The organism is Paenibacillus sp. 2TAB19 (assembly GCF_052115185.1).
In the GTDB taxonomy this organism is placed as follows: domain Bacteria; phylum Bacillota; class Bacilli; order Paenibacillales; family Paenibacillaceae; genus Pristimantibacillus.
The window spans coordinates 1-19094 of the sequence record NZ_JBFRGE010000064.1 but is presented as its reverse complement, the minus strand read 5'-3'; the positions used below and the strand labels follow the sequence as shown (position 1 = coordinate 19094).

Annotated in this window: 8 protein-coding genes; 2 read left to right on the top strand and 6 right to left on the bottom strand. The window is 48.4% G+C overall.

Translation table 11 applies throughout. The features are described from left to right. Positions 1-8: 8 nt before the first annotated feature. Both AB4Z33_RS23145 and AB4Z33_RS23140 read right to left on the bottom strand, forming a co-directional pair. Positions 9-6065 (bottom strand): discoidin domain-containing protein, encoded by a 6057-nt coding sequence (locus AB4Z33_RS23145; protein ID WP_442052157.1) that lies wholly within the window; start codon positions 6063-6065, stop codon positions 9-11. A gap of 284 nt (positions 6066-6349) precedes the next feature. Beyond that, a complete protein-coding gene (locus AB4Z33_RS23140; RefSeq protein WP_442052156.1) occupies positions 6350-9052 on the bottom strand; it encodes a glycosyl hydrolase family 95 catalytic domain-containing protein in 2703 nt (900 codons plus the stop codon). Positions 9053-9187: 135 nt separating this feature from the next. Here AB4Z33_RS23140 and AB4Z33_RS23135 point away from each other — a divergent pair, with 135 nt between their 5' ends. Further along, a complete protein-coding gene (locus AB4Z33_RS23135; RefSeq protein WP_442052155.1) occupies positions 9188-10087 on the top strand; it encodes an AraC family transcriptional regulator in 900 nt (299 codons plus the stop codon). A gap of 28 nt (positions 10088-10115) precedes the next feature. Here the strand turns inward: AB4Z33_RS23135 and AB4Z33_RS23130 are convergent, their stop codons facing one another. Beyond that, positions 10116-13796, bottom strand: a complete 3681-nt coding sequence (locus AB4Z33_RS23130) for a glycosyl hydrolase (protein ID WP_442052154.1) — start codon at positions 13794-13796, stop codon at positions 10116-10118. A gap of 170 nt (positions 13797-13966) precedes the next feature. On the opposite strand from AB4Z33_RS23130, the gene AB4Z33_RS23125 reads away from it, so the two are divergent. Then, positions 13967-14779, top strand: a complete 813-nt coding sequence (locus tag AB4Z33_RS23125) for an AraC family transcriptional regulator (RefSeq protein ID WP_442052153.1) — start codon at positions 13967-13969, stop codon at positions 14777-14779. Here the strand turns inward: AB4Z33_RS23125 and AB4Z33_RS23120 are convergent. The 3 genes from AB4Z33_RS23120 to AB4Z33_RS23110 all read right to left on the bottom strand — a co-directional run bounded on the left by AB4Z33_RS23120 (position 14773) and on the right by AB4Z33_RS23110 (position 18937). Further along, positions 14773-15525: a response regulator transcription factor gene (locus AB4Z33_RS23120; RefSeq protein ID WP_442052152.1), complete on the bottom strand. Its 753-nt coding sequence runs from the start codon at positions 15523-15525 to the stop codon at positions 14773-14775. The two genes, AB4Z33_RS23125 and AB4Z33_RS23120, sit on opposite strands and share 7 nt — an antisense overlap. Further along, the gene (locus tag AB4Z33_RS23115; protein ID WP_442052151.1) at positions 15500-17263 is read right to left on the bottom strand and encodes a sensor histidine kinase; all 1764 of its coding nucleotides are present in this window, start codon (positions 17261-17263) and stop codon (positions 15500-15502) included. Before AB4Z33_RS23115 ends, AB4Z33_RS23120 begins: the two co-directional genes overlap by 26 nt. 102 nt (positions 17264-17365) lie before the next feature. Continuing rightward, positions 17366-18937: an extracellular solute-binding protein gene (locus AB4Z33_RS23110; protein ID WP_442052150.1), complete on the bottom strand. Its 1572-nt coding sequence runs from the start codon at positions 18935-18937 to the stop codon at positions 17366-17368. Between the last annotated feature and the right edge of the window lie 157 nt (positions 18938-19094).

The following is a 19094-nucleotide window of genomic DNA, read 5'->3' as shown; positions in this document are numbered from 1 at the left end:
CCAGTTGCTTATTCCGCTAACCAATCTCCAACAATCATTTGAGCAACGGCTGCCAGCTCTCGAATGGAAATTTCACCTTGCCCGAACAAGTCCGCTTTTTCAATGACGCTCCAGTTCGCATCTGTTGATTTCATACCGTAATACTTGGCGATAAGCGATAGATCGTTAATTGTTACTTTGGTTTGACCTTGTACAAGTGTAATAAGCTGTGCGGCAAAAATCCCATCTGCCGTTAGAAGCGAAGCTGCTGATGCATCCACTTCAGCTTGAGATGCTCCTACTTTGACGTTCACAATCATCGCCAATTCCAGAGATGATTGAAGGGCCTCAATCGCCTGCGCTGGATACTGGCCAATCTTTGTCCCGGCGACAGCTTTATTTAATTTGGCCTGCACAAGTTGAATCCGTCCGTTTAAGACCGATTTATCAGCCGGATTTGGCTGTACAGCATGCACACTGCTTTGGAATGCTGTAACTGCCCTATTCAGATCTATCAATGCGGCTTCTACATCGTCTTGCGTCGCCAAGCTGTTGCCACTAAAATTTACAGCGTTTTGAATGGCTAATTGGAATGCGCTCTTGGCCGCAGCCGGATATTGGCCTGGCGATGAGCCTACCACAGCATCCTCCAATAATTGCTGTGCATGCTGTATTGCGGCCTGCAGTACTTCTTTATCCGCCGTAATTAGAATAATCAACGATGCTTCGGAAGTATCCAATAAAGTGGAGGCGCCATCTTTCGATACTTCAGCACTTAATACGTTTACACTCACTGATTCAGGCGGAGCCGCTTTTACAAGTCCGTGTAAGATAATGAGATTATCCGAACCGGCGATCATAATCTCAGAGTTCGTATTCGCTACAAGAAGCAATATTTCTCCCTCTTCCGGCTTCACTCCGGTACCTATGACTTGTATGCCTTCTTCTGAGGTTGTCACTGCACCATCCTCAAGAACCAGCTGCCCTTGCTCGTTCTCCATCGTTGCGATTTCCAGAGTAGCTRGGTCGTAATGGAGAACGATCTGAGCGGTTGTAAAGCCCTCCTCGACCCCATGAACCCCGATGTTCAGTTGAACGGAAGAGCTTGCGCGAGCCTCCGCCGGGCCGCTTAATGTTGCCTTAGGGTTACCTTCAGGCTGAGTATACTCGGTTACGGTAATCAACCATGAAGCAATGGTCTCTGCGCCATGAGCATCGGTTGCTTTGAACTCAAGCGTATAGGTTCCTTGCGTTTCCGGAGTCCAACTGAATACGCCGGTCGCTGCGTCCCATTCTGCCCCCTCCGGAAGATTAACCCCCTCCAAGGAAACGAAATCTCCATCCTCATCTGTAACTGTTATGGTTTGTGTTACTGTTTCCCCGAGATGAATCGATACAGGAGAAAGCTCTGCTATAAGGGGAGCGTTATTCGGCAATTCATTCGCCTTATTATAAAATTGCAGCTCAGCTACATTGGCATTTCCTTTCGGCGTATAGTATCGCAGATAACGATAGGCTTCATTGTTGTTAATGGGAACGAAATGCCACTTGGCTGCGGTAATGCCGTTAATCGTATACAAATCGACAAATGTCACTCCATCATCCGAGCCTTGAACAACCGCTCCATTCATTCGGTTAACGTTAGCGCTTCTAGGATAAAACATGACACCGCCGACGATTTGCTCATTGCCTGCACCCAAATCAATGAGAATCCAAGCGGGGTTGGTAATCGCATCAGGGGAGGTAGCTGTCTTGCCGTCAAATGCCAGCCAGCCATTCTCCTCCGGCGTCCCCGTTCCCGGCCAAAGATTGGTATTGGCTTTGACCATGGTGGCATCGATGGTTAGAAGCGCAAGTGTTTCTACGGCAGCGGCTTCGCTCTGAGATGACTCGCCGGCATAACCTCCAGCTGACACCCTGTAGAAATAAGTTTCGGGTTGCAAATTCGAATCCGTCCACTTGGTTGCCGTTGTTTCGCTTACTTTAGTGAAGGCGCCAGTTGTACCCGCTTTGCGATAAATCGCATAATAGCTTGCACCCTGGACTGCCGTCCACTGAAGGTCGACACTGTTTGGTGCTGACAATGACGCAGTAAGATTGTCGGGAGCAGGAAGCGTTCCCTCGATCACAGTAATCAACCAGGATTTTGTAGATTCTGCACCTCTAGCATCGGTTGCTTTGAAGTGCAGTGTATATGTCCCTGCCGTTTCTGGCGTCCAGCTGAATTCACCTGTAGAAGCATGCCATTGCGCACCGTCTGGAAGATCGGCTGCCTCCAATGAAATCGCGTCGCCATCCTCATCATGAGCTGAAATGGTTTGTGCAACGGTCTCTCCGGAATGAATAGTTAGAGGAGAAAGGTCCGCTATAATGGGTGCACTATTTTCCATTGCATCTTTGTAAAATTGCAACTCCGCTACATTGGCGTTTCCATTCGGTGTGTAGTATCGCATATACCGATAGGCATGATTGTTTTCAAAGCTGACAAACTGCCACTTGGTTTCAGTGATACCGTTAATCGTATACAAATCGACGAATGTCGCGCCGTCATCCGAGCCTTGTATAACCGCTCCGTTCATGCGGCTGACATTCGTGCTTCTAGGATAAAATTTCAATCCGCGGATCGTCTTTGCATGTCCCGCACCGAAATCAATGAGTATCCAGGCCGGATTGGTAATCGCATCCGGTGATGTTGCCGTATTGCCGTCAAATGCCAACCATCCATTTCCCTCAGGCGTCCCCGTTCCCGGCCAAAGATTGGTATTGGCTTTGACCATGGAAGCTTTGACCGAAACAGAAGCTAGCGTCGTTACGGAAGCCTCTCCACTCAGAGGTGATTCGCCAGCATTACTTCCAGCTGACACCTTATAATAATAGGTTCCTATAGGCAGGTTCGAATCCGTCAACCTCGTTGACGTTGTTTCATTTACTTTTGTATATGTGCCGTTAACACCCTCTTTGCGATAAATGGCATAATAACTTGCCCCATTGACGATTGTCCACTGAATATCAATACTGTCCGGGCCCGACAATGAAGCCGCAAGATTATCCGGAGCATGGAACTCTTCTTCCGGATAGATCCGAAGCTTGTATGGTTTGTCTACATAGTTGTCCGTATCATCTAAAGCGAAGATATGAAAATCATATTCGCCGGCAGCCAATCCTTCGGTCTTCATCGTAAGCGTCCCGCTGTTCTCCGCAGTAAAGTCAGACTCCATAAAACTTGGATTGTCGCTTGTTAAAGTTACGCTGATGGAATCCGGATCTTCAACGGAAGCTAGGAGCGTAAAATCCTCTCCATTCTCATAGGCGTCTACGGTTTGAAGCTCCAGTCCTTGTTCGGATATCAGCTTGATCACAGGCGGGGCTTCGGCAGGATCAAGAACATAGTTGTCTAATCGCAGCTTCGTTTCTTGATCATCTGCGCTTATGGAAAGAAATACGCTTTTTAAATTTGTTGGATAATGATCCGGATTCACGTATTTATTTGAGATGTTCGTGCTTACTTTTATCCACTCACCCTTCGTATCTGGAATCGAAATTGAAGCGAACGGGGTCGTTGATCGATCTCTTTGCAGATGAAGGTCGGCTTTGCCGTTAGACTTCACCGTAAACGACACGATGCTGTCCTTCGTCCGATCAACCTGCAATGCGCCTTTACTCAAATATATGATGCTGCCGTCAGCGGCTTCTACATACGCTCTTTGCGCTTCAGTACCAACATTAAATTCACCCTCGATAGAGATAGCCTGATCTTCGATTTGCATCGCTTTGCTTGTCGTCGCCGTTTCTTCCGTAACCAAGCGGTTTCGTTCCAGGTTGCGGTACGTTTTCAATATCATTGGCGAAGAACCTTCATATTTCAACTTGATATCATGAATGCCTGCGATCTTAGCGATGTCCGCAATGGGTATTTCCGATGTGAATTTTACAAGAGAACCGTTGGTATTGATTAAATTATAGGTGGTAACCAGCTGTTCATCGCTATAAAGCAATATTTTTCCATTTGAATCCGAGGTAATTGCCGTAAATTCTGCATGATTGTTACCGCTGTCAAAATTCATCTTGTTAAAGGATACGGAACCTCCGTCCTCTAATTCAACACCGATCTCATTTGCCGTTGCCGGTTCGGTGAGTACGCCGTTCAAAGCCATATTTTCATCACCGGCGTAATAATCCGAAAATGCAAACCAGTCGAACGCGATCTGATAGGAAAGCCAGTTCGTACTCCCATAGTATTTGAAGGCAATCATATGATTGCCCGATAGCGGCCTGTTCAGCTTCCCGGAAACAGTCGCATACGTCGTCCACCATCCCGTGTTCGGCACTTGCAGGGTGGTTAAAACTTCTCCCTTCGCCAGATCGTCAGCCGTCACGTTGGCACGGTCAATGCCAGCTACATTGTCCAGAAGGATAACATCGACTTTCGTGCCAGCGCTGGAGTTGCTTGCAGCGCGAATCGTTATGTTGTTGTAACTGTCGGTCAAATTAAGATCATACCAAGTGTATTGATTCTCGTAACGAACGTCATATAAGACCGATCGCATACCATCCTGATCTTGAAAAATGTTGGTACTCGTCGTTGGGCTTCTTCCGATGAAATCAAACGCTTGCATTCGATTATAGGATGCTTTGACCTCGGAATAAGTAGGCTGGCTAAGCGGCATTGGAGGTCCAATCACGGTACCGGTAGACAAATCCTCTGTGCCTTGCAGCAGGATATAGGAAGGAAAAGCTCCCAGCCCGCCTAATTTCTCCATGGCTTGATGAAGATATTTGATTCGTTCATCGCTTGGATCTAAGGGATGATCGACGTGGTGAGTATAGTAGCCATAAGTCAGCTCTGACGCGTAACCCAAGCCTCTTCCATTATCACTTACTGTAACCGCGTAGTTGCCAGCAGGGTCACCGATTACGGCATTGCTGATATTAACCGGCGTGTAGAGAATGTCGTAGCCCAGATTATATTGGGCCAATACGTTTGCCCCTGCAAGAATACGGTCATCCAGAAATTCAAATATACCTACTCCGTTAGAGGCGTCGGTTATTTCACCGAATGTCGGCGATGCCGGATCAGGATTAACCTTTGTGCCCTGTAATTCTGCCATATAAGCAATCATGGACAGCGTAGAAGTGTTKCCTGACGCATGTCCCATATCGCGGAACATTTCTACCAACTGAACGTGAGGCTCAACTGGCTCACCTGTTCTTTCATTTTGCGTTACATATCTGATTTGATGATAAATATCTCCCGATTGTCCTTTATATGTTGCAGTTTTATTCGTCGTAGCCCATTCAACCGATTCTTGATACCAGGCATTATTATCCGAAAATATCGCTGCCATCGTATATGCAAGAGTGATGATGCCATGCTGATTCATCCATCTGCCGTTGTTATGATAGAAATTACCGTCATAAAAAGCCATTAAGAAGTTATGATTGAAGTTGGCGGTGTCCTGCTCCGTCCATCCCCATTCACCCTCACAGACAGTATACCGCAGCAGCTCTGCTGCTCTTATCATATTGGACAAGGCATCTCCGATACTAATATGCGAATCAGTAAAGCCCTTAGGATTAGCCGGATCAATTTGGGACCATAATCGAATGATTTGCATCGCTTTTTCGCGGTAGCGTATATCCCCTGTCGCTGCCCAAATGACTGCATCGGTGAAGGCAGCCTCAGCATCGACTTTCGCCTCTTTGGCTTTCGCATCGTTATCAATCTTCGTATAAGCCGGTTTAGATGGATCGATTTTACTTTGATTCCGGATATCGTAGTCAAGCGAGCCGCTCGAGCTGTTGCGGAACGACTCAAAAGCACTGGCCCAAGGCTCAGCGCCTATCGCTATCTTTTGCTGCATTAATTGCAAAGTATCTGTGCTGAAACCTATTGAAGGATGTACAAAGCCCGCTTCACTAACTGTTTCCTGAATGACTGGCTGCGAGACAATTGCCGAACTGCTGGTTTGCTCTATGGATGCGGAGTCGGCTGACGCCCTAACTGGTATTTGAAATAAGGAAGCCATCAAGCTTATAACTAGTGTCACAGCAATCAGGCTAGACCACTTGATCTTGCGCTTCAACATCTCATAACCTCCTAATGAATCGTAATTTCTAGAAACCACCCTACGATGTAAGCGCTTTAATAAAACAATGTTATTGCTGCTTCTCCTCGTTGCCTGCCTCCCTTCTCACTTGAATCGTCTTTCTTATGCATTGTATAGCAGCGTCATTGTCATAAAAACCGAAATTCCGATTGAATGAATAGGCAATTTCGACTTTATGTATGGCATTAGGTTGTTCTGTGCCCGATAATGCAAGCAACCCGGCTGCAAAACGCAGCCGGGTTGCTTCAACATAAGTAAACGCTCTAAATAAAATCGATCGAAACATCTATTGCCTTATTCAACGTTAACACAATAAACTTGCCCGTATCATCTTCATTTGCAAGGGCTTCCTCACCGTTAACGATCACTTTCGTCCAAGGAACACCAGCGCTTAAACGAACGGTATTATCGTCAATTCTTGAATTCAATGTAGCTTTGGCAGTTCCAGTCAATAGATCCCAAGAAAGCTGCTTTACCTCAACTTGCGTTCTTGCCATAAGTCCATCCATAGATCCCGATTCCCAATCCGAAGGCAATGCCGGAAGCAGCTCGATTTCGCCCGTGTTCGAAAATAGTAACGTCTCGTTAACCGAAGCTACGACGCCAAATAACGTATCGGTGCAATAGCAATGATTTCTGCGATTCGTATCATGGTCTGTCATCAGCGATGGGTAATAACCGGCGTCCGTCATCATGGGCAGCAGCGAAGAGAGTACGCCTTCGCCTTGTTTGAGCCGCGCGCTAACCAGCGCCTTATGCATCCAGCCATGCCCCGCGGTCGCGTCCTTCGTGTTGTATTTGTCTCTGTTCGCAAGCGAGATCTTGGCTGCTGTAGCAAGCGATTTATTGTTTTGCGTTTCGTAAGCAGGCCAAGCAACGTACAAATGGCTCAGATGGCGGTGGTTATTATTTTCCGTGTATTCATTCATCGCCCATTCGCGCAAAGCGCCGTCCGCATCATATTTATAATCAGGCAGCAGATTTAAGAGCGCTTCCCACTTGGCAACAGCTGCTTCATAGCCTTCGCGCTTGACGGCTTTCTCCATCGTTATAACCATTAGCAGACCATCTCTGGCAGCAGAAATGTCCATCGTCGCATTAGCCGTAATCGTGCTGTTATAGCCAATCGGATTGTTTTCCGGCGAATAGGTCGGGATAATCATATACTTCTCGCCTGGATTTAACGATGCTTTGCCTCTTTGATGACAAGCATTGCCGTTCTTGTCCGTGTAATATTCCGGTGTACATATCTGCTCCCAGAAGTTAGCCTGCTTCGTCAGGAGCGGAAGCAAAATATCTTTCTCCAATTCCAGATATCCCTTTCGCAAAAGGTTAGCGAATTCCTCATCGGAAAGTCCACCGTCATGGACGCTGAGCAGCGGCTGCAGCTCATGGATTCTCATCGCATCAACAATGGGAATTTGCCTATTTCCGTAGCATTGCCAGTATTCGTAAATCGGCAGCAGACACCAGCTTGCTCCGGCATTCCAATATTCAAACGGATAATCGTTATCGTATTCGACATGCATGCCGCGGTCGCCGTCAGAATTGACGGATACCTGAAGCGCATCATGCATGCCGTAAGCAATGCGGGCATTGTATGCAAAGTCCGGCGCATTTCGCAGAAAAAATGCGATGTAACCCAACTGTGCATGCGTCAAATGCCCCGTATTCATGGCCGCGACCTGCAAGTTCACATTTGCGTCAAGGGTGTAGATGCCGCGCCAGCCCGGATTCCATTCGCCGGTCCACATGCCGTACAAGCGAGGCGCGCTTGAGCCGCCGCAGCATATCATCGCAAACCGGCCCTGGTTGTAAACTTGCTCCATAAAGGCATGATTAATTCTTGATACCGTTGCTTGTTGGTTATGAATCAGCGCTAGGTTATCCACATGCTTATCCATGTCATCGCCGGCTAACGAGAAACGAACAGCATTAAATTCGGCAGCATGCTGCTCGGCATGGGGAGCAAGGGCAGCATAATAATCAAAAGGACCTTGAGCATCGCTATACTTCAGCGCGACATCGTTCGTATGCCGGAACAACTGCTCTACGAGAGCGTGTTCCGTCTGTCCGGCAAAATCTTCAATTCTGCCCATCTCATACGTTCTATTCGATTGCGTAATAAGATATACGGCGTCGGCATCTATAATTTGAATCGCCGGATTCTGCTCGCTGCCAACGTTCATCGTTTCATTCGTTTCTTCGAGCAGTATTCTTTTCTTCGTGCCGTTCACCACGAGCACCTGCGTTAACCCCGCATATCCTGCATTCCGAAGCTCGCTGCCCTCATAGGACGGGTAATGCACGACCTGTGCAATATATTTAGCCTGCGGATCCACCAGCTTCTTATACTGAAGTGCTGATATCTCAGAGGTGCCGTTGCGGGCACGGCTCATATTCGAAATATCATCGATGGAGATCGTCATATTAATTTTGGTACCATTGGCAGATTGCTCGATCTTCGTAATCGAAACATTGTCTGCTCTGGAAGTGAATGAGGTTCTCGTCCACCTTCCGAACTCATCGGTGTAACGCACGCCCGTCTCCGCCGTCTCATAATTCGTCCAGCGCTCATAGCCGGATACGCTTCCCCTATTTGCCGCGCTTAACCTAACCTGATGCCCGGGATGATAGCTGTAGTAGAACGTTCTTATTCGCGTCGAACCGTTCTCGTCCTTAATCTTCCATTGGTCATTTTGGTTAAACACATTCCATCTCGCATCGTCAAGCTGCTCCGTTAATTCATTAGGAATGAATCTTGGATCTCTCGACGGATAGTTGAACCACATATACTGAAAGATGAAGCTGTCCGAATATGGCGATCCTGACGTAATATAACCGTTCTCGCCGTTGCCGCAGACCATGCCGTCCCGCCAAGCGTATCCGGGGTTGGATACCGGTACCTCGGTATAGGAATAAGCAAAATTTCCTTTTTCAAACATGCGCGCAGTTGACCTTGACATAGTCTTATTTCCCCCACTTCCCTATACTCTTTGCTTTTCGCTATAATTATAACGATACACGCATGTAGACGTTATCAGTTGAGACGACCAAAGGTACCTTCGAGGTGTCGCATTTTGGCAGAGGAGAACATGGATATGAACCTGCCCCCTATTAACTTAGGCAATATGGATATTAAGCTCGTGCTTGGCGACTTTGTACTGAATGTCTTGTATGTGAAGTTCGGCTATTTCTACAGCTCGATGCGCGAACACAGCCACAGTCACGGAAGCTATGAGCTTCATTACATTCCTAGCGGTCATGGCATTCTGGTGGCGGATGGCAAGCGTTATCCCCTCACACCTGGAACGTTGTTTATGACCGGTCCGGATGTCGCACATGAGCAGATTCCGGATCACAGCGATCCTATGGCAGAATACTGCATCTTCTTCGAAGTGCTCCCTGGCGATTCCCAGACTACTGTAAGCAAATACAGCTACCATAAGGGCTACCATAAGGATATCCTCCTGTCGGAATTGCTGGTGAACACACCATTCTGGATCGGACCGGACAATGAAAATATGATGGACTTGTTCGAAATGCTTGCAGACGAGCTGTCATCGAGGCGCCTCGGGTTTCACCATGTGGCAACGAATATATTGGAAATGAACGTTACCAAGATGATTCGGCAGTATAGGGTGGACAACTCCTCTCCGACGAACGTTCCGATCAAAACGTTGGATGACAGCAGGCTGCTTACCATCGAGAATTGCTTCTTATACGAGTACTCTTCCATTACGCTAAGTCAGCTTGCGGACAAGCTGGGTCTCAGTACCCGACAGACGGAGAGGACTGTGCAGAAGCAATATGGCGTATCCTTCAAGGATAAAAAACAGCAATCCCGAATGAGCGCCGCAGCCCAGCTTCTTGCAGAAACCGACTTGTCTATTAGTGCCATTGCTGCAAAGATCGGATTTGCAACCTTGGAACAATTCAGTCATTCGTTCAAACTATATTACGGGATGACGGCTACCCAATACAGGTCCCGAAAAAAATAACATGGACTAATGCAAGTCGCATTCGATGTTATAACTTTCCAAGAATATCCAGTCTGACCGGACCCAGCAGCCCCGAGGTGAGATCACCCCGGTAACGAGTCGGAATCGTCACATAATGATTGGCGAGTGTGTTGTACACCAGCACTTCCAGCGTGTTGACGCCTGGATTAAGCCACGGGGCAATATCCGCGGTCCATGGCGCCTGTACAATTGTTCGGACATGCTGACCGTTCACGTGGATTTCAGCGGTTGATGACACGGCCCCTAGATCGAGCATAGCCAAGCTGTCCTGCAGTTGATCGCCAGTAGGCCATTCGATGTCGCGCCGATACACGGCTCCGCCGGAGTAACAGGTTAGCCCGTCGATTGCCGACCAATCGCTAAGCTCCATGAATCCCGCTCTGCACTGCAATCGTATRGGCTCTGGCAGCGCCGCCCCTCCATAATAAGGTTTATCATACGCTATGCGAACGGCCACGAGGCTAATCACGTTCTCTTTCAATGTGCTTGACGCTCGGAACGAGTAGAGGCCGCCTTCTTGAGCAGGATTGGAGTCAACGGGCCATTCACTCCCGTTCACCCACACACGAATATGCCTATGCGCGGCGCTAACCTGCATTGCTTCAAGCCCGGGAGGAGCCGTGAAGCGATACCAGCCTGCAGGCGGCTTGCTTGCGCCGGGATAAGCGTCATATGCCATGACAGCCGGGTTGTTATGCCAGGACATAGCAAGCGGCAGCTCCTGTTTCCAATCGCCGGGAGCATCCGTGCGCTCGAATACGACATGCCCGCGACCGGCGCGACCATAACGAAGCAGCACCGTATTTACACCTTCCTTAATCATGAGCTGGTCCTGCTTTCCTTCAATCAACTCCCCGTTCAGCCATATCTTCTCTGGCGTAACTCCTCCGGTTCGCAAGTGTACGCCCGTTCTGCCGTCACCAACAAAAGATGTCCAAAAGTAAGTAAGGTTTCCTTCTTCTATTTCATACCTTGTACCCGTTAAATCGAATCTTGAACGGCCAATGGCAATAAAATGATCCGTTATCTCGCCTTTCAGCCCATGGTAGCCCTGATGACCCGGATCTCCTTCTATACCGTACCGCGTCGAATATGCATATGAATTCCATTCGTAAACCTTACCGCTCGCCTCAACCAAATGTTCTCCAGGCGCGTTCGTCATATGAGCGAGTCTGCTTTCTAATTCATCACTACAAGCAGCAACAGGAAGCGGTCCCAATTGCCACATAAAAGATCCGTACCCGCAGGTCTCCTTCTGCCAGGAGGAATCATCAAATTCAGGATGATGTCTCTCATTCTCATGTGGCGATCCACTAGCCAGCTCATAAGCGAACCGGAACTGGCGTGCTTCCGCTCCGATAACCCCTTCCTCGGGCGGCTGTCGGAAATCTCCGAACCGATTGTCCATCGTCGGCCTTAGTTCAAATGCCCATTTTCCGTCCAAGCTCAGCGATTGCAGCACTGTGCGAGACCGTATTTCCCCCTGCTCCGAATGCTTTCTCTCAGAAGCTTGAACCCGCTTCTCGTCAGCGAACACAATTAATTGGATTTCCGTCCTGCCCAGCGGCAGCTTGATATACGTGCCCTCAGCCGTAACCCGTTCCGCTTGAAGGCTAGAAGCCGATCCATCCCACGGATTCCACAGCTCAATTGCACCATGACAACGGAAGAAGCATTCGGTCCCACTCGATCCTCCATATACGGCATATATATCCCGAAAGCCGATTATGCGATGCATAACATAAGGTATTGGCGAATCATCCTCTTCCATGAGACAAGCAAAATCACGCGGGAAAGCCTTGTTAATTGCTTCCTCTACCTCCTCGTAACAATGCAACGTATAGGCAGCACCGCCTGTACGACTCATCTGAAAACGGCTTCCCCTTTTGTCAGCAGCCTCTGCTGCCGACCAGCCGAACAAGGATCGTACAATACCGTCTAACTTCGAGTCAGACGCCCCGATTCGATCACTCGCTTCCGGCAGCCGATCCAGCGCAATAACAACGCCGCCAGCTTCGTGAAACAACTGAGCCTTCTTTAGCGTCGAATAACGCAAAGCTCGCATGGAAGGCAAAATTAAGACGCGATACGCTTCTCCTGCCACTTGAAGCTTGCGATCCTCCATTGTTGCCCGCTCTAGCGACTGAAAATCGATAAAATCAAAATCGATACCTTTCTTATATAAGTGCTCGCCTATTTCAAAAGCGGATTTCACCGACGCTTCCCCGTCAAGCCCCGCTTCCATAGCCGCAACGGGATAGACAATGGCAACGTCGCAGGCATGAACCCCTTGGCTGAGCAAATAGCTGAGCCGCTCCGTGCATGCCATGAGCGTCTTCATATGCTCCCAATACGGCATACGGAAATGATTGCAAGGCGGAGCCCATTCCCACCAGCCGCCGAAAGTCGTGTAATATAGACCGTGCAGCGTCAGCAGATTATGCCCGGATACGAAATTGCGAAACACAGCATCTGTCACGTCTGACGTCGTTGTGCCCCAGCCGGTGCCGTAGAAGCCTTCAAGCCAAGTCCGCGGCCGCTCATAGAGATGGGCAATGGAGCTGGCTACTTTATTTTTGATCAAATCGCTTTGAAATTCGGGCTGGTCGCAGCCCGGTCCTTGATTCCAGCGTTGCGTGCGGAAATAATCGCCGAATTCGGTGATGTCCTTCCCTCTACCGCCGTGATCGCAGCCGTAAATCATGCCGCGTTCCTGATGCCACTCGAATACCGGAATGAAATAATGCTCCTCGGATAATGCCACCATGACATCCCCGTAATCGAGTCGGATCTTAGCCGTTCGCGGGCCGATATCGATGAACAAGGCCGATAGCTCCTGCGCGATGTCGTAGCCTTTGCGGTTAATGAAAGCTTCCCTGAAGCCGTCGTTCCACAAGCGTCCCCGGATGCCGAAATCCAGCTCGTCCGAGAAAAAGAATCCCAGCTTGGCGCCGCTTATCCCAGACAGCCGCTCCTCGAACCGTCCGAAAAAATGCTGAATGACCATAGCCCCGCTGTCCGGATGCATCGGATCGATGGATCGCAGCTTGGGCTCTTCATATACGATGGATACATGCCATTTACCCTCCGGCTTCTCCCACTGAAGCTTTCCACCCTTAATGAAGGACATGAGATTCATCAACTTCTTCGGCGGTCCGCCGTTGTCATCCTCCAACAATGCAGAGGCTGAGATCAAGCCAGCGGGTAGCTCTCTCTCGATCCAACTGCTCTGCCCCTCTGCTATCCACTCCAAATGCGCAAGGTTCGATCCGGCAATATCCGGCCTTTGCGCCCGAATCTCATCCGTATACCACCCCTGTCCAGGCGCACACAACGTATAGTCGCTTAGGCTGCCCGCGATGCCGTATGTACCGGCCTTCGCCGCAAACCAGGCAAACAGCTCCCACCATGCTTCAGAAAATAACGGAGGGTCACTCGCATACGTCAATCCCCAGGCGTCTCCGCCTTCGTCGCTATGCGCATAGTTGATCTGCAATCCCGTTATATGATGATCCTTTAACTGCTCCAGCTGCCAAGTCAACCTTTCCTTGCTAAGCGGCTCGCCGACCCACCAATAGAACGCAACCTCACCGTAACCTACTGGCGGGGCAACGAAACCCGGATACACATCAAGCTCTTGGCTTCGGCTAGGAACACCTGCTGCCGCAACGGCCTCTTCGTTATGCATGCGATACACCCCTTCATAAATCGAACTAAGTGATGATAAGCTCCATCGATTCGATCATATCGGAAATTAGCGCTTTCGAAGAGAGGAAGACGTAACCTTTTTGTGTATAAAACTAACCTGCTTTTGTACTCATAATATGATAATATCTAAAGAAAAAGGAGGCGTAAGGCGTGAATCAATTGCGGCTTAAGAAGTATTTCGAGGATCTTCAGGTGAACGTGACAATGGCCGGACATGTCCGAGTGCCTTCCGAATGGAAGCATCACAATCACATCACGGCGAATAACTGCCTTTATTATTTTTTGGAAGGGGAAGGGACGCTTCAAATTCGCAATTCGACCTTCAGTCCCCGGACTGGCGATTTGTTCGTGCTGCCTGCTGGCGCTCTTATTTCTTATTCCACTTCTCCAGACAATCCGTATCGCCAAATGTTTTGTCATTTCGACGCAACCGTGGGGCAAATCCCCTTATTTCAACTCATAAATACGCCACTACACATCTCTCTAAGCGATCAATTGCAAGCAGAAACGCTGTTCGGCAGGCTCATCGAGCGTTTTCATTGCGGTAACGCCTTCGCTGGGCTTGCTGTGAAAGCGGCCATATTCGAGCTGCTTCAATTTATTTGGGAGCAGGAGCCGCAAAAGCCGTCAGCAGCCGTCTCGCCGGCCGCCGAGCGCTGGAATGACATCTTGAGCTATATTGACAAACACGCCGACGGCCCGCTGACGATCGATCAGATTGCTGACAACTTCAATTACAGTCCAAACTATTTTTTCCGTTATTTCAAATCAGCGTTTGGCATCAGCCCACACCAGTATATCATCAAAATACGCATGGAGAAGGCCAAGCAGCTTCTGCTGACTACCGATTGGACAACAGCCCGCATCGCGATCGAGCTTGGCATGGAGCGTTCCCATTTCTCCCGGTTGTTCCTCGCTTCTATGGATATGACACCGCGGCAGTTCAGGAGCCTGCATCAATGACAACCTGATTTCCTATACTCTCCTGGAGTAACGCCTACCGTTTTCCGAAAAACCTTGTAGAACGTACGGCTGTTATCGTAACCAACGCATTTGGCGATTTTGTCCAGCGGCATATCTTTGGTACCCTCTAGTAGTTGCTTTGCTTTCTCAATACGCACCTGATTTAGGTATTTGACAAAGGTGTCTCCTGTTTCTTTTTTGAACATTTGTCCGACATAACTTGGATGAAGGTTAAGGTTTGTCGCTACATCAGGCAGAGAAATATCCTTCATATAATTCGTTTCAATAAATGCCTTCATAAGAGAAATATTCTCGTTCTGCGAAGAATCCGCTAATAGATTCAACGATATTGGCTCCGGTATGTGCTGTTTTTCCTCCAATAGCACCAAGGCGATTCGCTTCAATAGCTCGGCGAGCTCTTGCTGATTAACGGGCTTGAGCATATAATCCGCGACCTGCAATTGAACCGCTTTGCGGGCGTACTCGAATACATCATGTCCGGTAAGAATGATGAACCGTTTCACCTTCTTCTGCTGTGCCTGCTTAATGAACTCAAGACCATCAATCCCTGGCATATGGATATCCGTTATAATAAGGTCGGGCTGAAAATAGGAGATTTTCTCCAGTGCATCGATTCCATCGTTAGCCAATATGATTTTGCCGAACGGCGTGTTTTCTTCCTCGATCATATCGCGAATGCCCTCTAGTATAATGGGTTCGTCATCCACAATCATCAGCCTTAACATGCTTGATCTCCCCCGTTTGCAGAATTAGGGTAAACGTCGTCCCCTGTCCTTCTCCGCTTGTGACAAGCATCTTCGATTCCTTGCCGAAATACGCCTTCACGCGCTCGATTACGTTGCCGAGACCAATGCCCGTTCCTGTCGTTACAGCGAGCTCAGCTATTCCGCCTTGAAGTCTTAGCCGCAGATTGGACAGCTTCGATTCTGGAATACCYGCTCCGTTATCCGTAACATGGATTTCAATCGCAGCCTTAGCTCTCTTGAACTGGATGGCTATCGACTTCGTCCCCCGGATGTTCGTCAGTCCGTGAATCATGCTGTTCTCTACGAGCGGCTGCAAAATAAATCTCGGACAACGAATCTTGAGCAGCTCTTCATCCGATTCAAGCTCGAACAGAAGATCCCTCATCCGAATCTGATGAATGGCAATATAAGCCTTGACGTGCTCCAGCTCCTCCCCAAGCGTTGTATCATCACTTTGAGATAAGCTATAGCGAAGTAGATTGCCTAAGGAATAGGCCATCTCAGCTACCGTATAATCCTTATTGGACCTTGCAAGCATTCGCATCGTTTCCAGCGTGTTGTACAAAAAATGAGGCTGGATTTGCGCTTGCAGCATTTTGAAATCCGCATCCTTCTTCAGCAGCTCTACCTTCTGTACGTGATTGACGAGTTCATCRATGCGCCCGATCATGGCATTGTAATTGGATATGAGGAAGCCGATCTCATCCTTGCCCAACTTTCCCGCATACGGCGTTCCAATATCATCCAAGCCTACCTTGCGCATATGCCGGGACAGAAGCAAAATCCGCTTTGTAAGCGATGACAATAAAACGTAATAAAAGACCGACAGCAAACCAAGAAGGACGATTCCAGCGCCTGCGAGCCAAAGCTTCGTCCACAAAAATTGGAACAAGGCGTCTTGTTTGTTGATTTCAACAACGGTTAAGCCGAGGCGCGGCACTTGTACGGAATTAACCATAAGTCTCTCTCCGTCAACAAGAAATGTACGGTCATCTCTGCTCAGAACCGAGGTTTTAATCCTCGCAAGCAGCCCAGCGCTGATGAACGTTTCCCTGCTTGAGCTGAAAACGATGCCCTCCGAATCCATCAGCATAACCGTATTTTGCGGATGAATCGCGCTAAGCGCTTTCATAAACGTCTCTATGAGCTCTGATTTTACAGTAATTTCAACAATACCCAGCTCACTGGTATACGATTCACTATAAAGCTTGTGGTAGTACACCAAAGAAGGCTCCGACCCGGCGTTGTTAGATTTCTTCCACAACCCCTTTGCCGGGAGCAGCTTTCTCTTTTCCTCGCTGCTGAGCTTGCTCCCTATCTCCGAATAGTCCGCGAATTCCGGGAAAGACAACAACCTATTCTGCGTTTTTGGGTACACGACAAGCTGCTCGACCATTGGCTCCCCAAGAGACGCGAATGCAAAGGCTGGACTGATCTCCTTTAAATACGAGTAAATAAGATCCCTGTCATACACATAATCCCCCCGCAAGAAGTCAAGCAAGGCGGTATTATTTTGGTAGATGGAATACAAAGATTCGATCTTAGACAGACTGGCTTCCAAATTCCCCCCTTGCTGTTCGATATTTTGCTGATTGGTCAGTTGATACTGTGTAATCAAGCGTCCATAGAGCTGATTATAGACAAACGCCGAAAAAATAAGGAACGGGAGAACGATAAGAAAAATATAGCCAACAACCATTTTAGTACTAATGCGCATATTAACTAATCTCCCCGGTGAAAAACAAAATGGAAGCAAGCGAGCTCATACGGAAAGCCGCCCTTGCGGGCTAACCTTCCATATGAGCTTATAAGCGGCCTCTTATTTCGTCAAGCTATCATACTTTTCCTTTAATGGTCCGTATTGCTCGGTTGCCCAAGCCTCCAGCTTCGACATTCCGATCTTCTCCGCTTTTTTCAGTATCTCTTCGTATGCCTGGACGGCTTCGGCTTCCGTAGGCGCTAAATACACCTTCGTAACCTCCGTCTTTACCATGTTGTCAATGTTGGTACGAATGATCTGTTCGGGAGAATCCGTATCCGGATTAATCATGCCGATTGCCGGGTTGAAGGTTGTGATTTTCGAGTAGGCTTCGCCTTGACGAGTCGTTTCCGATCCGCTCTTAAAGGTTCCAAGTGCCATTCCGACACCCGTCTCGGTTGGAACACCCCACCAATAAACGCCTTTTTCCTTAAGCGTCTCCAAATCCTGAACATTATAGTTGAACTCTGGGTATCCAGCCTCGTTCCATGTCCAGTCCTGTCCCTCAATTCCCCATTCCGCTGTACGCCAGCCCTCTTCAGAATACAAATATTCAAGGAACTTCACAGTCGCTTCTACATTTTTGTTGTCCTTCGACACATACATGCCAAGTCCGCCGGTTCCGGTGCTAACAACCTTGGCATCAGCTCCCAGAGGCTCGGCGAGCTGAACAAATTGTAAGCCTGAGTCTTTACTGGAAGCATTGAGACGATCCGCGCCGGAATAAGTCCAAGTATAGCCAAAGCCTTTGCCGGAAACCATCATTTGCTCCGTCTCCGATTCATTCTTGTAGGCAAAGTTTTCCGATGTAACATAACCGTTGCGGTATAAGCTGTTCATATACAGCATCGATTTACGAGTGGCATCTTGTCTGAGGTAGTACTCAATCTTCCCGTCCTTATCTGCAAAACCTCCTACCGCTCCAAATTGCGTATCAAAGTAAGGCCGTTGCCAGTTCGGATTAAGGATAAGCGGCGTCATATCCGGATATTTCTCCTTAACAGCTGCAAATGCCTTATCCAAATCTTCAAGCGTTTTAATAGACGGATTGCCGATTCCCTCCAAAATATCTTTGCGAAGCGTAAGCCCCGGTACCATCATATGGGCATATGGGCTAGCTTTCCACTCCGCTTCAGTTGAGAAGTCGTTCCGAATGGCGTAATAGTTGCCGTCGCTGACCGTATTGACGAGCTCCTTGACCGGATCAAACTTCACGCTTGGGGCATATTTCGGAAAAATCTCGTTATAAGGAAGGCTGATGTTGCCATCCGACATAAGCTTGAAGTTGAAGGAAACGACGATATCGGGCAAATCTCCCGATGCGACCATCAAGGCAAGCTGTTTGTCATCCGTAGCTACCGTAATTTTCGGCTTAACGCCTGTCGCTTTCGTAATCGCTTCCGGTATTTCACCTTTCCAGTCCTGGAAAGGATACCATGTGGCATCGACAAACATCGTCAGCTCGACCGGTTCCTCTGTCCCGTTATTGCCGGAAGCTTCTCCTTCCGCTTTACCATTGTTCGTGCTCGCCGTTCCGTTATTGCCGCTGTTGTTGCTGCAAGCCGATAGTGCTCCTCCAACCAATAATAATGCTGCGAACATGACAATAATCAGTTTATAGCTCTTATTCATTCCCATACCCCCGTCTATCATAGTCTTATTTTAAGGCCGCCAGTCCGATTAATAAAGTGACGGCCGAAAAACCGCATCAGCCTTTGACTGAACCTAACATCATGCCGGATACAAAATACTTTTGCAAAAACGGATAGACACCAAGAATAGGAAGGAA

Coding starts and splice junctions, on each gene's coding strand:
- AB4Z33_RS23140 (WP_442052156.1), bottom strand. CDS start 9,052: ATGTCAAGGTCAACTGCGCGCATGTTTGAAAAAGGAAATTTTGCTTAT.
- AB4Z33_RS23135 (WP_442052155.1), top strand. CDS start 9,188: ATGAACCTGCCCCCTATTAACTTAGGCAATATGGATATTAAGCTCGTG.
- AB4Z33_RS23120 (WP_442052152.1), bottom strand. CDS start 15,525: ATGTTAAGGCTGATGATTGTGGATGACGAACCCATTATACTAGAGGGC.
- AB4Z33_RS23110 (WP_442052150.1), bottom strand. CDS start 18,937: ATGAATAAGAGCTATAAACTGATTATTGTCATGTTCGCAGCATTATTA.